General features: G+C 67.0%; 3 protein-coding genes. 2 read left to right on the top strand and 1 reads right to left on the bottom strand.

From position 1 onward, the window contains the following. Positions 1-510: 510 nt before the first annotated feature. Positions 511-1,923 carry a class II fumarate hydratase gene (locus tag RTO53_RS19330; RefSeq protein WP_312239291.1) on the bottom strand — a complete coding sequence of 471 codons (1,413 nt, stop codon included), beginning with the start codon at positions 1,921-1,923 and terminating at the stop codon, positions 511-513. 288 nt (positions 1,924-2,211) lie between these two features. On the opposite strand from RTO53_RS19330, the gene RTO53_RS19325 reads away from it, so the two are divergent. Continuing rightward, entirely contained in the window at positions 2,212-3,534 is a 1,323-nt protein-coding gene (locus RTO53_RS19325) for a hemolysin family protein (RefSeq protein ID WP_312239290.1), read from the top strand. A 36-nt stretch (positions 3,535-3,570) separates the two neighbouring features. Then, positions 3,571-4,938: an adenylosuccinate lyase gene (purB, locus tag RTO53_RS19320; RefSeq protein WP_312239289.1), complete on the top strand. Its 1,368-nt coding sequence runs from the start codon at positions 3,571-3,573 to the stop codon at positions 4,936-4,938. The last annotated feature ends 268 nt before the right edge of the window (positions 4,939-5,206 follow it).

Here is a 5,206-nt window from a genome sequence, read left to right as displayed (position 1 = left end):
GGCGTCGGCCTGCGGCCGCCACCTCCCCCTTTATTTCGCCTCCAAGGGCATGGGGGCCCAGCGCCCGACCCGCCGACCTGCGCCAGAAAAGCCTGGCTTCCACCTGCTCATCGCAAACCGAGCTCGGTAGCGGCCGGTAGGCCCTTGGGCGAAATAAAAAGAGCATTCGCCCCCAGCACACGACCCACCGGCTAGCACAGGAAAAGCCTGACTTCGGTCTGTATACCGCAAGCCGAGCCCCGTAGCGGTCGGTAGGCGCCTGGGCAAAATAAAGGAGGAGGCCGCAGGCCGGGGGACATTTGCACCAGGCGCCTACCGGCCGCTACGGGGCCCTCACGCGCGCGGCACACCCGAACGGAGACCGCCCGTTACACACGTGCCCCGGCCACCCCCGCCACGCGCGCATCGCCGCACGCCACCTGCCATGGAACAAGACGCTCCCCTGCATTTGCAGGAGAGCCCAAAAAAGAACGGGCCTTTTCGGCCCGTCTTTTTTCCTGACGTCCCCGGTCAGCCGCCGCCGCTGCTGCCGGCGTGGATGCCGCCTGCGGTGAGTGCCGCCGGATCCAGCAGCTTGCGCAACTCCGCTTCGGACAGACCGCTGTCTTCCTTGGCCACGTCGAGCACCGGGCGCTGCTCCTTGTAGGCACGCTTGGCGATTGCCGCCGCCTTCTCGTAACCGATGATCGGATTCAACGCCGTTACCAGGATCGGATTGCGATCCAGCGCCTCGCGCACCCGATCCTCGCGCACCTTCAGCCCCGCAATCGCCGTATCGGCCAGCAGCCTCGAAATGTTCGCCAGCAGCCCGATCCCGTCCAGCAGGTTGGCCGCGATCAACGGCAGCGTCACGTTCAACTGGAAGTTGCCCGTCTGCCCCGCCACGGTGATCGCCGTGTGGTGACCGATCACCTGCGCGCACACCATCACCGTCGCCTCGGGAATCACCGGATTGACCTTGCCCGGCATGATCGAACTGCCCGGCTGCAGCGCCGGCAGTTCAATCTCGCCCAGACCGGCCAGCGGACCGGCATTCATCCAGCGCAGGTCGTTGGCGATCTTGATCAACGCCACCGCCAGCGCATTGAGCTGCCCGGACAGCTCCACCGCGTCATCCTGCGCGGCCAGCCCTTCGAACTTGTTCTCCGCACTGTCGAACTTGACCCCGGTCTGCTGTTTCAGCAGCTTGGCCACGCGCTCGCCGAAGCGCGGATCGGCATTGATCCCGGTCCCGATCGCGGTGCCGCCCAGCGGCAGACGACGCAGCCGCTTGAGGCTGTCTTCGATGCGTTCCTCGGCCGAGGCCAGCTGCGCCGACCATGCGCCGAACTCCTGTTCGAAGGTCAGCGGCATCGCATCCATCAGGTGCGTGCGCCCGGTCTTGACCACCTTGCGCAGCGCGCGACCCCGCTTGTCGATGGTCTTGCGCAGGTGTGCCAGGGCCGGAAGCAGCTGCTCCTGCACGCCCAGCAACGCCGACACCCGCAGCGCGGTGGGAATCACATCGTTGGAGCTCTGTCCCTGGTTGACGTGGTCATTGGGATGCACCACCACCTTGCCGGCCTTGCCCGCGCGATTGGCCAGCGTGGCAATGACCTCGTTGGCATTCATGTTCGAGGACGTGCCCGAACCGGTCTGGTACACATCGATCGGGAAATGCGCGTCGTGCGCACCGTCGGCGACTTCGGCGGCGGCGATTTCGATCGCCTTGCCGATGTTCTTGGGCAGGTGGCCCAACTCGACGTTGACTGCTGCGGCCGCACCCTTGACCAGGCCCAGCGCGCGGATGAAACCACGCGGCATGCGCTGCCCGGACACCGGGAAATTGTTCACCGCGCGCTGGGTCTGCGCGCCCCACAACGCATCCTCGGGCACCTGCAGCTCACCCATGCTGTCGTGTTCGATCCTGAAACCCTTGCTCATTGCATCACTCCGCGTTTCTTTCGGTTTGGAAAGGGAACCTGCGGCTGGCAACGGGCCTGATTCCCTGGCTGGCGGCTCTGCGCACGATACTCCCAAGCCGCGATGAAACCCAAGACCGGGATTGATCGGCTAGACTCGGGATTCGTGTCCATTCAGAAAGCCTGCCGCCCCCATGGGTGACGACCCCCGCAGTAGTTCCTGGCGTGCCGCCGCGCACGCATCGCCGCACGCGCCATCCACCGCCCTGCACGTCACCGTGCCCATGGCAGCCACGCTGCGGGGTCGCCGATGATCGGCAATCTGCTGCTCCTGCTGCTGGCCTTCGGGCTGGTGGTGCTCAACGGCTTCTTCGTGGCCGCCGAGTTCGCGCTGGTCAAGCTGCGCCACACCCAGGCCGTGGGCCTGGCCGAAAGCCATGGCTGGCGCGGTCGCCTGCTGCTCAACGTGCATTCGCACCTGGATGCCTACCTGTCGGCCTGCCAGCTGGGCATCACCCTGTCCTCGCTGGGCCTGGGCTGGGTGGGTGAACCGGCCTTCGCGCACCTGCTGCAGCCGGTATTCGATGCGCTGGGCCTGAGCGCGGAAGCCTCGCAGCTGACCTCCTTCATCATCGCCTTCAGCGTGATTTCGTTCCTGCATATCGTGCTGGGCGAACTGGCGCCCAAGTCGATGGCGATCCGTCGCCCGGACCGCATGTCGCTGTGGACGGCCGCGCCGCTCTACCTGTTCTACTGGGCGATGTACCCGGCCATCTGGCTGCTCAACAACAGCGCCAACGCGCTGCTGCGGCTGGCCGGCTGGGGCGATGTGGAACACACCTCGCATCGGTATTCACGCGAGGAACTCAAACTGATCGTCGGCCGCCAGCAGCCCACCGGCAGCGCGCCGGACCATGGCCTGACGCTGATGAGCCACGCCCTGGAACTGCCCGAACTGGTCGCCGGCGACCTGATGCGCCCGCGCGACCACCTGCGTTCGTTCCGCGATGGCATGGCCCTGGCCGAGGTGATGGCCGAATTCGCCGAAAGCCGCTACAGCCGCTACCCGTGGTTCGACCGCGACGGCGAGGACGTGCTGGGCATCCTGCACATGAAGGACCTGCTGGTCGAAATCGCGCGCGGCAACCCCACCGATGACCTGCGCGCGCTGCTGCGCCCGGCCAACCTGATCGCGCTGGAAACCCCGGTGCCCAGCGTGCTCGAGCGTTTCCGCACCGGCACCACGCACCTGGCGCTGTGCGTGGAAGAACATGGCCGCATCCTGGGCTTCTTCACCCTGGAGGACCTGCTGGAAGTGGTCGTCGGGGATATCGAGGACGAGCACCCGCACATCGTCAAGGACGCCCCCACCCGCGGTGCCGACGGCAGCCTGCTGGTGGCCGGTTCAACCTCCATCTTCCGCCTGGAGCGCCTGCTCGGCCACGACCTGGAGGCCCCGGAGCACCTCAATTCGGTCGGCGGGCTGATCGTCCACCAGCTCCAGCGCCTGCCCGAAGAGGGCGAGCAGCTGGAGATCGACGGGCATCAGTTCACCATCAAGCGCATGGCCGGCCACCGCATCCAGGCCGTCACCGTACGCATGGCACAGGCCGAGCCGGGCGGGGCAGCGTAGAATGACGGCCCCCGCCGTCATAGCCCCGCGCCTGCCATGTCCGAATTCGCCCTGCTCGCCCTGTCCCCGCTCGATGGCCGCTACGCCGGCAAGGTCGACGCGCTGCGCCCGATCTTCTCCGAATACGGCCTGATCAAGGCCCGCGTCAAGGTCGAAGTGGAGTGGCTGCTGGCGCTGGCCAACGAGGCGGGCATCGTCGAGCTGGCCCCGTTCTCTGCCGCCGCCACCGCCCGCCTGCGCGCGCTGGCCGATGACTTCGCCCCGGCCCACGCCGCGCGGGTCAAGGAAATCGAGCGCACCACCAACCACGACGTCAAGGCCGTGGAGTACTTCATCAAGGAACAGCTCAAGGCCGACGCCGAGCTGGGCCCGGCGCTGGAGTTCGTGCATTTCGCCTGCACCAGCGAAGACATCAACAACCTCAGCTACGGCCTGATCCTCGAACAGGCCCGTCGCGACGTGCTGCTGCCCAGCCTGGACGGCGTGATCGCCACCCTGCGCGCCCTCGCCCACGCCCAGGCCGACCAGCCGATGCTCTCGCGCACCCACGGCCAGACCGCCTCGCCCACCACCCTGGGCAAGGAAGTGGCCAATGTCGTGGCCCGCCTGGAGCGCCAGCGTCGCCAGATCGCCGCGGTCGAGCTGACCGGCAAGATCAACGGTGCGGTCGGCAACTACAACGCCCATGTCATCGCCTACCCGGCAGTGGACTGGCCGGCCTTCGCCAAGCGCTTCGTCGAAAGCCTGGGCCTGGTGTTCAACCCGTACACCACCCAGATCGAACCGCATGACAACGTCGCCGAAATCGGCGATGCCGCGCGCCGCGCCAACATCATCCTGATCGACCTGGCCCGCGACATCTGGGGCTACATCTCGCTGGGCTACTTCAAGCAGAAGCTCAAGGAAGGCGAAGTCGGCTCCTCGACCATGCCGCACAAGGTCAACCCGATCGACTTTGAAAACGCCGAAGGCAATTTCGGCATCGCCAACGCCCTGTTCGAGCATTTCAGCGCCAAGCTGCCGATCAGCCGCTGGCAGCGCGACCTCACCGACTCCACCGTACTGCGCGCGGTCGGTACCGCGTTCGGCCACACCCAGGTCGGCCTGGATTCGCTGGCCAAGGGCCTGGGCAAGCTGACCGTCAATCCCGAGCGCCTGGACGCCGACCTCAACGCGTCCTGGGAAGTGCTCGCCGAAGCCGTGCAGACCGTGATGCGCCGGTACGGCCTGCCCAATCCGTACGAGCAGCTCAAGGCCCTCACCCGCGGCCAGGGCATCACCGCCGAATCGATGCAGGCCTTCGTCGAATCGCTGGACCTGCCCGAAGATGCCAAGCAGGGCCTGCGCGAACTGACCCCGGGCGGCTACATCGGCCTGGCCGCCGACCTGGCCAAGGCGATCTGACCATCGCGCCCACCGGGTGACCCCGGAAGGGACGCTGGCGCTGCCGGCGTCCCTTCTTCGTTGTGGGCTACGAGCAGCCGGGCATGGCCCGGCTCTACCGCCGCTGCGATCATTGCACGGCGTTACCGGACGTGGGCACCACACCGGCAGAGGGTTGGCACCCGCCCCTACCAGGCGCATTACCGCTCTACCGCCCGCCAGCGCCGAACACTGTCCGGAGGTGGCCGGGCAGCCTTGCCCAGGACCGTGTGTTGCCATGGATGGCAAC

Source organism: Stenotrophomonas sp., from assembly GCF_031995405.1.
Lineage (GTDB): Bacteria > Pseudomonadota > Gammaproteobacteria > Xanthomonadales > Xanthomonadaceae > Stenotrophomonas.
Note: the sequence above shows the minus strand (reverse complement) of the source record. Positions and strands in the feature narration are given on the sequence as shown.